General features: G+C 53.0%; 15 protein-coding genes and 1 riboswitch. Of the genes, 9 read left to right on the plus strand and 6 right to left on the minus strand.

Annotated elements, in window-relative coordinates; genetic code table 11:
* Positions 1 to 21 precede the first annotated feature (21 nt).
* Positions 22 to 121: riboswitch (TPP riboswitch) on the minus strand.
* A 46-nt stretch (positions 122 to 167) separates the two neighbouring features.
* Positions 168 to 1,826, minus strand: coding sequence for an HTH-type transcriptional regulator SgrR (gene sgrR, locus ACE15A_RS04595; protein WP_053508833.1), 1,659 nt, complete (start codon positions 1,824 to 1,826; stop codon positions 168 to 170).
* 92 nt (positions 1,827 to 1,918) lie between these two features.
* Between sgrR and sgrT the strand changes: the two genes are divergently transcribed.
* Positions 1,919 to 2,041: a glucose uptake inhibitor SgrT gene (sgrT, locus tag ACE15A_RS04600; RefSeq protein WP_023245696.1), complete on the plus strand. Its 123-nt coding sequence runs from the start codon at positions 1,919 to 1,921 to the stop codon at positions 2,039 to 2,041.
* Between the two features lie 118 nt (positions 2,042 to 2,159).
* Positions 2,160 to 3,338, plus strand: coding sequence for a sugar efflux transporter (locus ACE15A_RS04605; protein WP_023245697.1), 1,179 nt, complete (start codon positions 2,160 to 2,162; stop codon positions 3,336 to 3,338).
* A 138-nt stretch (positions 3,339 to 3,476) separates the two neighbouring features.
* On the opposite strand, the gene leuD is transcribed toward ACE15A_RS04605, so the two are convergent.
* From leuD to leuL, 5 genes are all read right to left on the minus strand, one after another.
* Complete coding sequence (gene leuD / locus ACE15A_RS04610; protein WP_023245698.1) at positions 3,477 to 4,082, minus strand: 3-isopropylmalate dehydratase small subunit; 606 nt, start codon at positions 4,080 to 4,082, stop codon at positions 3,477 to 3,479.
* Positions 4,083 to 4,093: 11 nt separating this feature from the next.
* The gene (leuC, locus tag ACE15A_RS04615) at positions 4,094 to 5,494 is read right to left on the minus strand and encodes a 3-isopropylmalate dehydratase large subunit (protein ID WP_023245699.1); all 1,401 of its coding nucleotides are present in this window, start codon (positions 5,492 to 5,494) and stop codon (positions 4,094 to 4,096) included.
* 2 nt (positions 5,495 to 5,496) lie between these two features.
* Positions 5,497 to 6,588: a 3-isopropylmalate dehydrogenase gene (leuB, locus tag ACE15A_RS04620; RefSeq protein ID WP_023245700.1), complete on the minus strand. Its 1,092-nt coding sequence runs from the start codon at positions 6,586 to 6,588 to the stop codon at positions 5,497 to 5,499.
* A complete protein-coding gene (gene leuA / locus ACE15A_RS04625) occupies positions 6,588 to 8,159 on the minus strand; it encodes a 2-isopropylmalate synthase (RefSeq protein ID WP_053508830.1) in 1,572 nt (523 codons plus the stop codon). The genes leuB and leuA overlap by 1 nt, the downstream gene beginning before the upstream one ends.
* Positions 8,160 to 8,247: 88 nt before the next feature.
* A complete protein-coding gene (leuL, locus tag ACE15A_RS04630; RefSeq protein WP_023245702.1) occupies positions 8,248 to 8,334 on the minus strand; it encodes a leu operon leader peptide in 87 nt (28 codons plus the stop codon).
* A gap of 655 nt (positions 8,335 to 8,989) precedes the next feature.
* On the opposite strand from leuL, the gene leuO reads away from it, so the two are divergent.
* The 7 genes from leuO to ftsL all read left to right on the plus strand — a co-directional run bounded on the left by leuO (position 8,990) and on the right by ftsL (position 16,125).
* Positions 8,990 to 9,934 carry a transcriptional regulator LeuO gene (leuO, locus tag ACE15A_RS04635; protein WP_023245703.1) on the plus strand — a complete coding sequence of 315 codons (945 nt, stop codon included), beginning with the start codon at positions 8,990 to 8,992 and terminating at the stop codon, positions 9,932 to 9,934.
* Between the two features lie 321 nt (positions 9,935 to 10,255).
* Entirely contained in the window at positions 10,256 to 11,980 is a 1,725-nt protein-coding gene (ilvI, locus tag ACE15A_RS04640) for an acetolactate synthase 3 large subunit (protein WP_053508828.1), read from the plus strand.
* Positions 11,981 to 11,982: 2 nt separating this feature from the next.
* Positions 11,983 to 12,474 (plus strand): acetolactate synthase small subunit, encoded by a 492-nt coding sequence (ilvN, locus tag ACE15A_RS04645; RefSeq protein WP_023245705.1) that lies wholly within the window; start codon positions 11,983 to 11,985, stop codon positions 12,472 to 12,474.
* A gap of 286 nt (positions 12,475 to 12,760) precedes the next feature.
* Positions 12,761 to 13,765 carry a catabolite repressor/activator gene (gene cra, locus ACE15A_RS04650; RefSeq protein WP_023245706.1) on the plus strand — a complete coding sequence of 335 codons (1,005 nt, stop codon included), beginning with the start codon at positions 12,761 to 12,763 and terminating at the stop codon, positions 13,763 to 13,765.
* A gap of 596 nt (positions 13,766 to 14,361) precedes the next feature.
* A complete protein-coding gene (mraZ, locus tag ACE15A_RS04655; protein WP_000488294.1) occupies positions 14,362 to 14,820 on the plus strand; it encodes a division/cell wall cluster transcriptional repressor MraZ in 459 nt (152 codons plus the stop codon).
* 1 nt (position 14,821) lies between these two features.
* Positions 14,822 to 15,763 (plus strand): 16S rRNA (cytosine(1402)-N(4))-methyltransferase RsmH, encoded by a 942-nt coding sequence (rsmH, locus tag ACE15A_RS04660; RefSeq protein WP_023245708.1) that lies wholly within the window; start codon positions 14,822 to 14,824, stop codon positions 15,761 to 15,763.
* Positions 15,760 to 16,125: a cell division protein FtsL gene (ftsL, locus tag ACE15A_RS04665; RefSeq protein WP_000625651.1), complete on the plus strand. Its 366-nt coding sequence runs from the start codon at positions 15,760 to 15,762 to the stop codon at positions 16,123 to 16,125. Before rsmH ends, ftsL begins: the two co-directional genes overlap by 4 nt.
* Positions 16,126 to 16,232 lie beyond the last annotated feature (107 nt).

Consider the following 16,232-nt stretch of genomic DNA (forward strand, 5'->3'; position numbering starts at 1 on the left):
AGTTAAAGAGTGGCAAAGGACTTGAGAGGTAGCCTCAAATCCCTTCGCCGGCATTATCCGGATCAGGTTCGACGGGTATTTTCTCAGCGCACGCACGGGCGCGGCACCCCGTTGAGTTCGGCGTTAGTGTAGTGATTTTGTTGCCGGGCAGCAATCAAGAGCTGGCGTTAAGGATCTGGCGGCGCAAACCACGCCGATTTAAAATCGAACCAGCCGAGGGTATTCATACGCAGCCCGCGCATACTGCGCTGTCCCTGGATAATCAGCCAGTGGTGGATCAGCGGCACAATCGCTTTGCTGGCCAGCAGTTGCTGGCACCAGTTTGCCAGGTTCATTTCGCCAGCGCGCCACTGCGCGGCGTCGCCCTGCCAGTCGCGCGGAATACAGTTCTGCAAGAGCGGTACTTCGCACAGGTGCGCGAACAACGAGAAATCCAGCGGCAGAGTAAAGTTAGCGCTATTGAGCCAGATATCGCTTTCGATCTCGCCGGCGTGCCATTGATCGTAGTCGATCTCCTGAATATGCAGATGCACCTGATGCTCAGCCAGAAGCGCGCTCATAATACGGGCGATAACCCGGTGCTCAATGTGTTCGCGATAGAAGGTCAGCGTGAGGGTTTCCAGCCCGGCGGGTTTTTCGCCTGGGCCTGGATGGGCGTGATGCCAGCGCGGTAAAAGCCCATAGGCAGGGAACCAGAGCTGCTGTAGTGGCTCATCGGCATGATAGAGTAAATTGGTGGGGGAGAGGACATGGCTCACCCATTCTCTGACCTGTGGATGCGCGCCGCGCGGCGTTCTGGCGTCGAATAGCAGATAATAGCACCCCTCTTCCAGACGGCTTTCTATCGCTTTTTCACCACCTTGTATCGGCCCTTCCAGCATCAAGCCGCAGGCCGGTTCTTCACTGATATCCGGCAGTACCCAGACGTTCACTTCGTCTATCAACGCCCGATAGCCGAAGTAGTCATCAAAGGCGAGTATCTTGAGCTGGTTTGGCGTATTACGCCGCACGGCATAAGGCCCGGTGCCGATAGGGTGGCTGGCGAAATTAGTCAGCGTTTCCCACTCCCGTGGCAAAACCATCGCCGGGACCTGGCCCAGCAGCCACGGCAACCATCGATCCGGCTGGGAAAGATGAATATCCAGCGTCCACGCGGTAGGGGAGTCTATCTTTGTAATGTGCGAGTAAAGCGGAAGCGTATTGATACGCGTCAGCGAGGCGATGACATCTTCCATCTCCAGTTCGCGACCATGATGAAAATGAATGCCGGGGCGCAGGTAGAAGCGCCACAGTAAAGGGGAAATTTGCTGCCAGTGGTGCGCAATGTCCGCTTCCAGTTCCCCGTTTTCCTCATTTACCCGCGTGAGCGAACTGAAAATCTGCCGGGCAATATGGGTTTCCGAGCGACGTAATGCGGTTCCCGGCAGGAGATTGTGCATCGGGCGATAGTAAAGAACCCGCAGAATATGCCGCCCCTGGCGGAAGCTGCGTCCCAGATGGGAAATCAGCATTTGCCTGACGGCGCTTTTATCGCCAACCAGTTGTACCAGTTGATCGATTCGATCTTGTTCCAGTAGGTCTTCCGCTCGCTGCTGTTGTAGCGCCAGTCCGGTATACAGGAACGTCAGACGCGAACGCTTTCCGCGTCCAACCTCCGCTTCCCATGTTAGCCAGCCGCGCGCCTGCATCGTATTTAGCAGCGTACGCATATGGCGACGGGAACAGTTCAGCAGATCCGCCAGCTCATTAAGCGTGGTGTCTTGCGTTTTACCGTCACAACATTGCCAGAGACGGATAAATTGTTGTTGCAGGCGACCTGAGGGCATAAAAGGGGAACTCCGATGAAAAACTCAGCAATTTTATTATCCCTATATTAGGCCAATAATACCTTTCGATGAAGCAAGAGGAAGAGGTCGCTATGTACCAGTTCTGGTTGAGATATTTTGCCGCGACGGAAAAAACGTCCTGGCTGGTTTGCCTGAGCGCGCCGCAACGCTTAAAAATGCTCGCAGAACTGATGCAGTGGGAGGCGACCGATTGAAGCCAATTGCAGACATCATGTGTGACTGAGTATTGGTGTAGGCTATAGCCTAAAATCACCCGCCAGCAGATAATACCTGCTGGCTTTTTTTATTTCGGCTGCGCTTAAAGGACTTACTATGCTCTGGATTACGACGATGGGACGGCGTCTCAACGGGATTTATGCGGCGTTTATGCTGGTCGCTTTTATGATGGGCGTCGCTGGCGCGCTTCAGGCGCCGACGTTAAGCCTGTTTCTTAGTCGCGAAGTGGGCGCGCAGCCGTTTTGGGTGGGGCTATTTTATACCGTCAACGCCATTGCCGGGATTGGGGTCAGTCTGGCGCTGGCGAAACGCTCAGATAGCCGCGGCGATCGCCGTAAGCTGATTATGTTTTGCTGTCTGATGGCGATCGGCAACGCGTTATTGTTTGCTTTTAATCGTCATTATTTAACCTTAATTACCTGCGGCGTACTGCTGGCGTCGCTGGCCAATACCGCCATGCCGCAACTGTTTGCGCTGGCGCGGGAGTATGCCGATAGTTCGGCGCGCGAAGTGGTGATGTTTAGTTCGGTGATGCGCGCCCAGCTTTCGCTGGCGTGGGTGATCGGCCCGCCGCTGGCCTTTATGCTGGCGCTGAATTACGGATTCACCGTCATGTTCTCTATTGCCGCCGTTATTTTTGCCGTCAGCCTGGTTCTGATTGCCCTGATGCTGCCTTCGGTGGCACGCGTCGAACAACCGGTCGATGCGCCGCTCGCTCAGATAAACGGCTGGCAGGATAGAAATGTGCGTATGTTGTTTATCGCCTCCACATTGATGTGGACCTGCAATACCATGTACATCATTGATATGCCGCTATGGATAAGCGTTGAGCTGGGTCTGTCGGATAAACTGGCCGGCGTATTGATGGGCACGGCGGCAGGGCTGGAGATTCCGGCAATGATTCTGGCCGGTTTTTATGTGAAGCGCTTTGGCAAGCGGCGGATGATGATTGCCGCCGTGGCGGCGGGCGTGCTGTTTTATGTCGGTTTGCTCTTTTTTCACAGCCGGACGGCGCTGCTGTTGTTGCAACTTTTTAATGCGGTATTTATTGGCATTGTCGCCGGGATTGGAATGCTGTGGTTTCAGGATTTGATGCCAGGCAGGGCAGGGGCTGCCACGACGCTTTTCACCAATAGCATTTCAACGGGCGTTATTCTGGCGGGCGTGATTCAGGGCGCGGTGGCGCAAAGCTTCGGCCATTTTGCCGTTTACTGGGTGATTGCGGCGATTTCTGTGGTCACGCTGGTCATGACCGGGCGAGTAAAAGACGTATAAAAAATGCCGGAATATCCCCTGGCGTTAGCGACCGATGACCACCCCGAAGCCTGATGGCACTACGCTTATCAGGCCTACAGGATATAGTGGCAACCTGGTGATATTGCATAACCTGTAGGCCAGGTAAGGCGTCAAGGATTACCGCATAAACGCCGGTTGTTTATTTTCGTAGGCGGCAATCGCATCTTCGTGTTGCAGCGTCAGCCCAATGCTGTCCAGACCGTTCATCATACAGTGGCGGCGGAAGGCGTCGATCTCAAAGGGATAACGTTTGTCGCCGGCTTTCACGACCTGCGCTGCCAGATCCACCTCAAAATGAATCCCCGGATTAGCCTGCACCAGCGCAAACAGCTCGTTCACCTCTTCTTCGTTTAACTTCACCGGCAGCAGTTGGTTGTTAAAGCTATTGCCGTAGAAAATGTCGGCGAAGCTCGGCGCGATCACCACTTTAAAACCGTAGTCGGTCAGCGCCCACGGGGCATGTTCGCGCGACGAGCCGCAGCCGAAGTTTTCCCGCGCCAGCAGAATAGACGCGCCTTGATATTCCGGGAAGTTCAGGACGAATGCCGGATTAGGCTGCTGACCCTGTTCGTCCAGAAAACGCCAGTCGTTAAAGAGGTGCGCGCCAAAACCGGTACGCGTTACCTTCTGCAAAAACTGCTTGGGGATAATGGCGTCAGTATCGACGTTGGCGGCATCCAGTGGGACAACCAGGCCTGTATGTTGGATAAATTTTTCTGCCATGATTGTTCTCCTTATTTGATGCTGCGAATATCGGCAAAACGGCCCGTGACGGCAGCCGCGGCGGCCATCGCCGGGCTGACCAGATGGGTGCGCCCGCCACGGCCCTGACGACCTTCAAAATTGCGGTTGCTGGTCGAGGCGCAACGTTCGCCCGGATTCAGACGATCGTTATTCATCGCCAGGCACATCGAGCAGCCCGGCAGACGCCACTCAAAACCGGCTTCGATAAATATTTTATCCAGCCCTTCTGCTTCCGCCTGCGCTTTGACCGGGCCGGAGCCGGGAACCACCAGCGCCTGTACGCCCGGCGCGACTTTACGGCCTTTGGCGACTGCCGCCGCCGCGCGCAAATCTTCAATGCGTGAATTGGTACAAGAGCCGATAAAGACTTTATCGATAGCAACGTCCGTTAACGGTACGCCCGGCTGTAAGCCCATATAAGCCAGCGCTTTTTCAGCGCTGGCGCGTTCAACCGGATCGCTAAAGGAGGCGGGATCGGGGATGATGTCGGTGACGGAAATCACCTGGCCCGGATTAGTGCCCCAGGTCACCTGCGGCGCGATCTCTTCCGCCCGCAGGGTGACGACGGTATCAAAGGTCGCACCGTCATCGGTTTTCAGCGTTTTCCAGTACTCAACGGCGTCGTCAAAATCGCGGCCCTTCGGCGCGTGCAAACGCCCTTTTACGTAGTTGAAGGTGGTTTCATCCGGGGCGACCAGACCGGCTTTGGCACCCATCTCAATCGCCATATTGCACAGCGTCATGCGGCCTTCCATACTCAGCGCGCGGATCGCGTCGCCGCAAAATTCAACCACGTGTCCGGTACCGCCGGCGCTGCCGGTTTTGCCGATGATCGCCAGCACGATGTCTTTGGCGGTAATGCCCGGCGCGGCGTTGCCCGTGACTTCAATCTTCATGGTTTTAGCGCGCCCCTGTTTCAGGGTTTGCGTCGCCAGTACATGTTCCACCTCAGAAGTGCCGATGCCGAAGGCCAGCGCGCCAAACGCGCCGTGGGTGGCGGTGTGGGAGTCGCCGCAGACGATGGTCATGCCCGGCAGGGTGACGCCCTGTTCCGGCCCCATCACATGGACGATACCCTGATACGGGTGATTCAGGTCATACAGTTCAACGCCGAACTCGTTACAGTTCTTAATCAGCTCCTGCATCTGGATACGCGCCATTTCGCCGGAGGCGTTAATGTCTTTAGTCTGCGTCGAGACGTTGTGATCCATCGTGGCGAAGGTTTTCTCTGGCTGACGTACAGGACGATGGTGCGCGCGCAGACCGTCAAACGCCTGCGGTGAGGTGACTTCGTGTACCAGGTGGCGATCGATGTACAGCAACGGCGTTTCGTTTGGCGCCTCAAAGACCACGTGGGCATCAAATAATTTTTCGTATAATGTCTTCGCCATGATTACACCCCTTCTGCGACATAGCGGGCGATAATATCGCCCATCTCATCGGTACTGACCGCGGCAGCGCCCCGGGCTAAATCGCCGGTGCGAATGCCTTCTTCTAATGCGCGATTGATCGCCTGTTCAATGGCTGTTGCCGCCTCATCGGCGTCCAGGCTGTAGCGCAGCAGCAACGCCAGCGACAGGATCTGCGCAATCGGATTGGCGATATTTTTCCCGGCGATATCCGGCGCGGAGCCGCCAGCCGGTTCATACAGACCAAACCCTTGCTCGTTCAGGCTGGCGGACGGCAGCATCCCCATTGAGCCGGTGATCATGGCGCATTCGTCGGACAGAATGTCGCCGAACAGGTTAGAGCACAGCAGTACGTCAAACTGCGACGGGTCTTTAATCAACTGCATGGTGGCGTTATCGATGTACATGTGCGCCAGTTCCACGTCGGGATACGCTTTCGCGACGTCATTGACGATCTCACGCCACAGAATAGAGCTTTGCAGTACGTTGGCTTTATCAATAGAGGTGACTTTACGGCGGCGTTTACGCGCCGATTCAAAGGCGATACGGGCAATACGTTCGATCTCAAAGCGGTGATAAACTTCGGTATCAAAGGCTTTTTCGTACTGACCGCTGCCTTCGCGGCCTTTTGGCTGACCGAAATAGATCCCGCCAGTCAGCTCGCGCACGCACAGGATATCGAAACCGTTAGCGGCGATATCGGCGCGCAACGGGCAAAACGCTTCCAGTCCCTGATACAGTTTCGCCGGGCGCAGGTTACTGAATAATTTGAAATGTTTGCGCAGCGGCAGCAGGGCGCCGCGCTCCGGCTGGCTTTCGGGAGGCAAATTTTCCCATTTCGGGCCGCCGACGGAGCCAAACAGAACGGCATCCGCCTGCTCACACCCTTCAACGGTGGCTTTCGGCAGTGGATGACCATGATTGTCGATAGCAATACCGCCGACGTCATAGCGGCTGGTGGTAATACGCATACCAAAACGGCTGCGCACCGCGTCCATGACTTTCAGGGCTTGCGCCATGACTTCCGGGCCGATGCCGTCGCCCGGCAATACGGCAATATGATAGTTCTTCGACATTACACGGTTTCCTTGTTGTTCTCTTTATTGTGAGCTTTGCGTTGCAATTCTTTTTCAACTTCGGCGGCGCGCCAGATATTGTTCAGCACGTGCACCATCGCTTTGGCGGAGGATTCGACGATATCCGTCGCCAGCCCGACGCCGTGGAAGCGTCGACCATGATGGTTCACCACGATATCGACCTGACCCAGCGCGTCTTTGCCCTGGCCTTTGGCGTTCAGGTCGTATTTAACCAGCTCAACGTCGTAGCCCGTGATGCGGTTAATCGCCTGATAGATAGCATCGACCGGGCCATTGCCATTCGCCGCTTCGGCCTTGATCTCTTCACCACAGGCCAGTTTCACGGAAGCGGTGGCGATATCGCGGGAGCCGGACTGCACGCTGAAGTAGTCCAGACGGAAATGCTCTGGCTCTTCTTGCTGTTTATTAATGAACGCCAGCGCTTCCAGGTCGTAGTCAAACACCTGGCCTTTTTTGTCCGCCAGCTTCAGGAACGCGTCGTACAGGTGATCCATGTTGTAGTCTGTGTCTTTGTAACCCATCTCCTCCATGCGGTGTTTGACCGCGGCGCGGCCAGAGCGGGAGGTCAGATTCAGCTGTACCTGGTTCAGACCGATAGACTCCGGCGTCATGATTTCATAGTTTTCGCGGTTCTTGAGGACGCCGTCCTGGTGGATGCCGGAAGAGTGGGCGAAAGCGCCGCTGCCGACAATGGCTTTGTTGGCCGGAATTGGCATATTACAGATCTGGCTGACGGTCTGGCTGGTACGCCAGATTTCGTGGTGATTGATGTTGGTATGCACGTTCATAATGTCTTTGCGCACTTTAATCGCCATGATGACTTCTTCCAGCGCGCAGTTACCGGCGCGTTCGCCGATACCGTTCATCGCGCCTTCGACCTGACGCGCGCCCGCATGTATCGCCGCCAGTGAGTTGCCTACCGCTATCCCTAAATCGTCGTGGGTATGAACAGAGATGATGGCTTTGTCGATATTGGGGACACGTTCATACAGGCCGGAAATGATTCCCGCAAACTCAAACGGCATGGTATAGCCCACGGTATCGGGAATGTTGATGGTTCTCGCGCCGGCGTTTATGGCGGCTTCCACCACGCGCGCTAAATCGTCAACAGGCGTCCGGCCAGCGTCCTCGCAGGAGAACTCCACGTCATCAGTATAATTACGCGCATGCTTAACCATGTATACCGCGCGTTCGATGACCTCATCCAGCGTACTGCGCAGCTTGGTGGCGATATGCATTGGCGAGGTGGCGATAAAAGTATGGATACGAAACGCGTTGGCGACCTTCAGCGCCTGTGCCGCGACGTCGATGTCTTTTTCTACACAACGGGCCAGGGCGCAAACGCGGCTATTTTTGATGGTGCGCGCGATGGTTTGTACGGACTCAAAATCACCCGGAGAAGAGACCGGGAAGCCCACTTCCATGACATCAACACCCATGCGCTCAAGGGCCAGGGCAATCTGCAGCTTCTCTTTCGCGCTCAGGCTGGCCTGTAACGCTTGTTCGCCGTCGCGTAAGGTCGTATCAAAAATAATGACTTGCTGGCTCATGATGTGGTCCTTGTCTCCTGGAGCGCCTTGCGTCAGGCATAAAAAAACCCGCGCAACGGCGCGGGTTTTTGTTTGACTTCGAGCTGACTTAATGCTGAATGCCGCCCACCAGTCTACCGCGCACAGTAAATGCGTTTAGTAGTAGTAGCCCAGTGAAACGAACAATATGTGACATTAATTCAACTCCAGCGAATGCGATATGCTTTTAGTGGTACTGGATATGCCATTTGATGTCAACTCTGATTTCTAGCGCCATTGCATTTTGTTGGTCGTATCCGATACTTACTTTAGCTAATTGTGCTAGGTATGGCGTCCAATAAAGGATAAAAGAATGGGTAGACATTCATACTTTTCATTGTTTGAAATATTTAGGCATTTTTGTTTGCAAATTGGTTAGAGGAGCGGTCAGCTAAAGGTATGCTAAAGGTTAGGTTTATCTTTTTGATTTATTTTGTTTTTTAGTAAATAACCTTGTTTACTTAATGGGTAAAGATAATGTTATTGATAAATTAATGTTAACTTTTCCGGCATTAATAATATAAACATTTAATTGAAACTTAAATTATCATTCACTTGGCGTATGATTGTGTATTCGCCATGGTTATGGTTATATTGCTTCCGTAATTTAAACATTATGAATTGCGATGATGTGGCTCAGGGTACATTACGCTTGCGCTGGCATTCTATTTGTCTCTGTCAGCGTCTTTATGTTTTCCGAATTTTAACGCTTTCCCTTTTTCTTATTTTATATGCATGGTAAATCATATTTTCAGGAATTATTTCTGCTTTCAGCCAGAAAAAGGGAGTTAAGCGTGACAGTGGAGTTAGATATGCCAGAGGTCAAAACCGAAAAGCCGCATTTTTTAGAGATGAGCAAACCGCAGCTTCGCATGGTTGATTTGAACCTATTAACCGTGTTCGATGCGGTGATGCAAGAGCAGAATATTACGCGCGCCGCCCACACGCTCGGAATGTCGCAGCCTGCGGTCAGTAACGCCGTGGCGCGTCTGAAGGTTATGTTTAATGACGAACTTTTTGTTCGGTATGGACGAGGAATTCAGCCGACTGCCCGTGCATTTCAATTATTTGGTTCAGTCCGTCAGGCATTGCAATTGGTACAAAATGAATTGCCGGGATCGGGGTTTGAGCCGACCAGTAGCGAACGTGTATTCAACCTTTGCGTGTGCAGTCCGCTGGATAATATCCTGACGTCACAGATTTATAATCACGTAGAACAAATTGCGCCGAATATTCATGTCGTTTTTAAAGCATCGTTGAATCAGAATACCGAGCATCAGCTACGCTATCAGGAAACCGAGTTCGTTATTAGTTATGAAGAATTCCGTCGCCCTGAATTTACCAGCGTACCGCTATTTAAAGATGAAATGGTATTAGTCGCCAGCCGGAAACATCCGCGTATTAGCGGCCCCCTGCTGGAAAGCGATGTTTATAGTGAACAACATGCGGTTGTTTCTCTCGAACGTTATGCTTCATTTAGTCAGCCATGGTATGACACGTCGGATAAACAGTCGAGCGTGGCTTATCAGGGCATGGCGCTTATCAGCGTTCTGAATGTGGTTTCGCAGACACATTTGGTCGCAATTGCCCCGCGTTGGTTGGCGGAAGAGTTTGCGGAGTCGCTGGATCTGCAAATATTGCCGTTGCCTTTAAAACTGAATAGCCGGACATGCTACCTTTCCTGGCATGAAGCGGCTGGGCGTGATAAAGGGCACCAATGGATGGAAGAGTTATTAGTCTCTGTTTGTAAGCGATAAAACCGGGCAGAATAAATCAGAAATACTTTCTGGTTTATTCTGCTTTTTGTCGTATATCAAAAATTTTATGCTGAATTAGCGCCTGGCGATTCTTTCCGTCACTATGAAAAATAGATGAATTGCTGTAAGTCTGCATTTATAAGCGATTATTTATTACCTGGTGTGATTCAGACGGAGTATTTCTCCACTTCTTCTCTTATTGCTTCCTGATTATTCTAATCTTCTTCCCCTTTACGTCATTCCCCCCAATTGCCAGGCGTGATAGCGAGCGGTTAAGGTGTCCATCAAACCGTGATGACAGGTATAAAGTGGAGGCAAGCCGTGGAGATGTTGTCTGGAGCCGAGATGGTCGTCCGATCGCTTATCGATCAAGGCGTAAAACAGGTGTTCGGCTATCCTGGAGGCGCAGTGCTTGATATTTATGATGCGCTACATACCGTCGGGGGGATCGAGCATGTACTGGTTCGCCATGAACAGGCCGCGGTGCATATGGCGGATGGTCTGGCGCGAGCCACTGGCGACGTTGGCGTGGTGCTGGTGACTTCCGGGCCGGGGGCGACCAATGCGATTACCGGGATTGCTACGGCCTATATGGATTCCATTCCGCTGGTGATTCTTTCCGGCCAGGTCGCTACCTCATTGATTGGCTATGATGCCTTTCAGGAGTGCGATATGGTGGGGATTTCCCGACCAGTGGTCAAACATAGCTTCCTGGTCAAACAGACGGAAGATATTCCGCAGGTACTTAAAAAAGCCTTCTGGCTGGCGGCAAGCGGGCGTCCCGGGCCGGTGGTTGTGGATCTGCCGAAAGATATTTTGAATCCGGCGAAAAAAATGCCGTATGCCTGGCCGGAAACGGTCAGTATGCGCTCTTACAATCCCACAACGTCAGGACATAAAGGACAAATTAAGCGTGCGTTGCAAACGCTGGCGTCGGCGAAAAAACCGGTGGTCTATGTCGGGGGAGGGGCGATAAGCGCAGCCTGCTATGCGCCGCTGCGCCACATAATCGAAACTTTTAACCTGCCGGTGGTCTCTTCATTAATGGGACTGGGCGCGTTTCCTGCTACTCATCGCCAGTCGTTAGGAATGCTGGGAATGCATGGCACTTATGAAGCCAATATGACCATGCATAGCGCTGACGTAATTTTTGCTGTTGGCGTACGATTTGACGACCGGACGACGAATAATCTCGCTAAATATTGTCCGAACGCGACGGTATTACATATCGATATTGACCCGACTTCTATATCCAAAACGGTGAATGCTGATATCCCGGTGGTAGGCGATGCCCGTCTGGTACTCGAACAAATGCTGGAGATGCTGGCGCAGGATGCGCCGTCTCAGCCGCGGGATGATATTCGCGACTGGTGGCAGCAGATAGAGATCTGGCGCGCCCGTCAGTGCCTGAAATATGACGCGGAAAGCGAAAGCATTAAACCCCAGGCGGTGATTGAAACCCTCTGGCGTCTGACGAAGGGCGACGCGTACGTGACGTCCGATGTAGGACAACACCAGATGTTTGCCGCCCTCTACTACCCGTTCGATAAACCGCGTCGCTGGATTAATTCCGGCGGGCTCGGCACGATGGGTTTTGGCCTACCGGCTGCGCTGGGCGTTAAAATGGCCCTGCCGAAAGAAATGGTGGTCTGCGTGACCGGCGATGGCAGTATACAGATGAACATTCAGGAGCTGTCGACAGCCTTACAGTATGAACTGCCGGTGCTGGTTCTGAACCTGAACAACCGTTATCTGGGGATGGTGAAACAGTGGCAGGACATGATCTATTCCGGTCGTCATTCTCAGTCTTATATGCAGTCGTTGCCGGATTTTGTGCGCCTGGCGGAAGCGTATGGCCATGTCGGACTTCAGATTAACCGTCCGGATGAGCTGGAAAGCAAACTCAGCGAAGCCCTTGAGCAGGTACGTAATAACCGGCTGGTGTTCGTCGATGTCATTGTTGATGGCAGCGAGCATGTCTATCCGATGCAGATTCGCGGGGGCGGGATGGACGAAATGTGGTTAAGCAAAACGGAGAGGACCTGATGATGCGCCGGATATTATCGGTATTACTGGAAAACGAATCTGGGGCGTTATCGCGGGTTATCGGCCTCTTTTCGCAACGCGGATATAATATTGAAAGCCTGACCGTCGCGCCGACAGACGATCCGACGTTGTCACGCATGACAATCCAGACGGTAGGCGATGAAAAAGTGCTTGAGCAAATTGAAAAGCAACTGCACAAGCTGGTTGATGTGCTGCGCGTCAGCGAGCTGGGACAGGGAGCGCACGTTGAGCGGGAGGTCATGCTGGTGAAAATCCAGGCCAGCGGCTACGGACGAGAAGAGGTGAAGCGTAATACGGAAATTTTCCGTGGCCAGATTATTGATGTCACGCCAATGCTGTATACCGTCCAACTGGCGGGCACCAGCGATAAACTGGATGCTTTTCTGGCCTCGCTGCGAGACGTGGCGAAAATTGTTGAAGTGGCGCGTTCAGGCGTCGTCGGGCTTTCGCGCGGCGATAAGATTATGCGCTGAGCAGATTTGCCGGATGACGACGCGGTCGCGTCTTATCCGGCCTACAGGCTGATATCTGGCCCAGGCCGGATAAGCGTAGCGCCATCAGGCAGATTTGCCGGATATCAGCCAACAGGAATTATCGCCCCCAACCCAATATCACCGGTTGGGCTTTTTTTTTGCGAAATCCGTGGTAACCCGGAATAAAAGCGGTTGCCGGAGTGATCAAACTGCGCTTAGATGTTAAAGATTTTAACCCATGCCGACATAAAGGTTATGGTTTGTACAATTTACACAAGGGGCAATTGTGAAACTGGATGAAATCGCTCGGCTGGCCGGTGTCTCGCGTACAACTGCAAGCTACGTTATAAACGGTAAAGCAAAGCAATACCGCGTGAGCGACAAAACCGTAGAAAAAGTCATGGCGGTGGTGCGTGAGCACAATTACCATCCTAATGCTGTGGCTGCCGGGCTACGTGCTGGACGCACACGTTCCATTGGTCTGGTGATCCCGGACCTTGAAAACACGAGCTACACCCGTATCGCAAACTATCTTGAGCGCCAGGCGCGCCAGCGTGGCTACCAACTGCTGATCGCCTGTTCTGAAGATCAGCCGGATAACGAAATGCGCTGTATTGAGCACCTTTTACAACGCCAGGTGGATGCAATCATTGTTTCAACCTCGTTACCGCCGGAACATCCCTTTTATCAGCGCTGGGCTAACGATCCGTTCCCCATCGTCGCGCTCGACCGTGCGCTGGATCGTGAACATTTCACCAGCGTGGTCGGCGCCGATCAGGATGATGCCGAGATGTTGGCGGAAGAACTGCGTAAATTCCCGGCGGAAACGGTGCTTTATTTGGGCGCGCTGCCGGAGTTGTCTGTCAGCTTCCTGCGCGAACAGGGATTCCGTACCGCATGGAAAGACGATCCGCGGGAGGTGAATTTCTTATATGCCAACAGCTATGAACGCGAAGCCGCCGCACAGCTATTTGAGAAATGGCTGGAAACGCATCCTATGCCGCAGGCGCTCTTTACCACATCGTTCGCGCTATTACAGGGTGTGATGGACGTTACGCTGCGGCGCGATGGAAAACTGCCCTCGGATTTGGCGATTGCGACCTTCGGCGATCATGAGCTGCTGGATTTTCTGCAATGTCCGGTGCTGGCGGTGGCGCAGCGTCATCGCGATGTCGCGGAACGCGTGCTGGAGATTGTGCTGGCAAGCCTTGATGAACCGCGTAAACCGAAACCGGGCTTAACGCGTATTCGGCGAAACCTGTATCGTCGTGGCATTCTAAGCCGTACCTAACGGACCGGCGGTAAAAGACCCTCTCTTCTGCCGCCGTCAAACAAAAAGCGTATCAGTAAAAATATCCCTCGAATAATTAAGATTATTCCTTAAAATTATCCGAAAATTCTTTTTTATTACCTTTCTTTTGTCCGCATTCCGATAATTAAGACGTAACAAGTGTTTTCCTTTGTCTTGTTTTGTTACAGGTGGGCAAGAAATCGTCGAATTAACAGCCACTTTCTCTCTCTGGCGCAACAGACGCCCGTAGGCGCTGGTATAGCAGGTGCCGCACACGTTAAACAGACATTGTTAACACAGTGCAATATGTCCTAAAATGCCGCTCGCGTCGCAAACTGACACTTTATATTTTTCTCGGATTATATTGAGTCCGTTTTAAACGGTGGTGGGTCTTTGGTTTTTTTCTTACAAATATTCATAACGTTAATTTGTCTGGTGCGCTGGACGGAAATTAATCAACGCAGATATTCGTCATAAACATTGGCTTTTTTACTTCGGTAAGCGTTGTGACTTGCTTGACAAGCTTTTCCTCCGCTCCGTAAACTCCTTCGAGTGGGAATTTGTGGGATAAAGTGGTAAGAAGGGGTGAGACTGGCATGTTCCGGGGGGCAACGTTAGTCAATCTCGACAGTAAAGGGCGCCTGACCGTGCCGACCCGTTATCGGGAGCAACTGATCGAGAGCGCTACCGGTCAAATGGTATGTACCATTGACATTCATCACCCATGCCTGCTGCTTTACCCCCTGCCTGAATGGGAAATTATTGAGCAAAAGTTATCTCGTCTGTCGAGCATGAACCCGGTAGAACGTCGCGTACAGCGGTTACTGTTGGGCCATGCCAGCGAATGTCAGATGGACGGTGCAGGTCGATTACTGATCGCGCCAGTTCTGCGGCAACATGCCGGACTGACGAAAGAAGTGATGCTGGTTGGACAGTTCAACAAATTTGAGCTGTGGGATGAAACGACCTGGTATCAACAGGTCAAGGAAGATATCGACGCTGAACAGTCAGCTACCGAAACGTTATCGGAGCGGCTGCAGGACTTGTCTCTATAAGATGATGGAAAATTTTAAACACACTACGGTACTGTTGGATGAAGCCGTTAATGGGCTGAATATTCGTCCGGATGGTATCTATATTGATGGCACATTTGGTCGCGGCGGCCACTCGCGCCTGATCCTCTCGCAACTGGGCGAAGAGGGGCGTTTGTTGGCGATCGATCGCGATCCTCAGGCGATCGCCGTTGCGCAGACCATTAATGATCCTCGCTTCTCCATCATTCATGGACCTTTTTCCGCGTTGGCTGATTATGTGGCCGAGCGCGAGCTTACCGGCAAGATTGACGGAGTCCTTCTCGATCTTGGCGTCTCTTCTCCGCAGCTTGATGATGCGGAGCGCGGTTTTTCATTTATGCGCGACGGTCCGCTGGATATGCGAATGGACCCGACGCGCGGCCAGTCTGCCGCCGAGTGGTTACAAACGGCGGAAGAGGCGGATATCGCCTGGGTGTTAAAAACATTCGGCGAGGAGCGTTTTGCCAAACGTATTGCTCGCGCCATTGTTGAGCGCAATCGCGAACAGCCGATGACCCGCACCAAAGAGCTGGCGGAAGTGGTTGCGGCGGCGACCCCGGTAAAAGACAAATTCAAACATCCCGCGACCCGTACCTTCCAGGCGGTGCGCATCTGGGTAAACAGTGAACTGGAGGAGATAGAGCAGGCGCTAAAAAGCTCGCTCAACGTGCTGGCCCCGGGCGGGCGGCTTTCAATCATCAGTTTCCACTCGCTGGAAGACCGTATTGTGAAACGCTTTATGCGTGAGCAAAGCCGCGGTCCGCAAGTGCCGGCCGGATTACCGATGACGGAAGCGCAGCTCAAAAAACTGGGCGGTCGTGAGTTACGAGCGTTAGGCAAGTTGATGCCGGGTGAAAAAGAGGTAGCTGAAAATCCTCGGGCCCGTAGTTCAGTTCTGCGTATCGCAGAGAGGACGAACGCATGATCAGCAGAGTGACAGAAGCCCTAAGCAAAGTTAAGGGATCGATAGGAAGCAACGAGCGCCATGCCTTGCCTGGCGTGATCGGTGACGATCTTTTGCGGTTCGGGAAGCTGCCACTCTGCTTGTTCATTTGCATTATTTTAACGGCGGTGACGGTGGTCACGACGGCGCACCATACTCGCTTACTCACCGCGCAACGTGAACAACTGGTTCTGGAGCGCGATGCATTGGACATTGAATGGCGCAACCTGATCCTTGAAGAAAACGCGCTCGGCGATCATAGCCGGGTGGAGCGGATCGCAACGGAAAAGCTGCAAATGCAGCATGTTGATCCGTCCCAAGAAAATATCGTAGTGCAAAAATAAGGATAAACGCGACGCATGAAAGCAGCGGCAAAAACGCTATACGCGAAAGCATTCATGGTGCATCAAAGCGGCAAGCGTATGAATCCTCAGGAGCTTACTCAGGTAAG

It is taken from the genome of Salmonella sp. HY31, assembly GCF_042604575.1.
In the GTDB taxonomy this organism is placed as follows: Bacteria; Pseudomonadota; Gammaproteobacteria; order Enterobacterales; family Enterobacteriaceae; genus Salmonella; species Salmonella diarizonae.